The organism is Photorhabdus sp. HUG-39 (assembly GCF_963878365.1).
In the GTDB taxonomy this organism is placed as follows: Bacteria; Pseudomonadota; Gammaproteobacteria; order Enterobacterales; family Enterobacteriaceae; genus Photorhabdus; species Photorhabdus kayaii.
On the sequence record NZ_CAWNWY010000125.1, the window covers coordinates 1 to 342 of the forward strand.

Genomic DNA, 342 nt, shown 5'->3' on the forward strand with positions numbered 1-342 from the left:
CCAGTCAGACCCTGGATAACACGCAGGGGATGTTGCTGGCACAAAACATTGACAGCCAGACCACAGGCCATCCCTTCACCAATACCGCCGGACAGGTGATAGCCGAAGACACCCTGACGGTCAACAGTGGCGAACTGGATAACACCGCAGGGTTGTTACAGGCTGGCCGCGAGATGACCGTTGATACCCACGGCCACCGATTCACCAATACCCGTAATGCCGACCAAAAAGCAGGCCGGTTATTGAGTGACGGACACTTAACTTTGCGCACCGGCGATATCAATAACACCGGTGGCATGATAGTGGCGGACGGCAAAACTGCGCTGACCAGCACTGCACTCA

1 protein-coding gene is annotated in these 342 nt (G+C 55.8%); it reads left to right on the top strand.

Annotated features, from left to right (window positions below):
- A partial coding sequence (locus tag AAC155_RS24330) for a hypothetical protein (RefSeq protein WP_146748165.1) occupies positions 1-342 on the top strand: 342 nt, incomplete at both ends.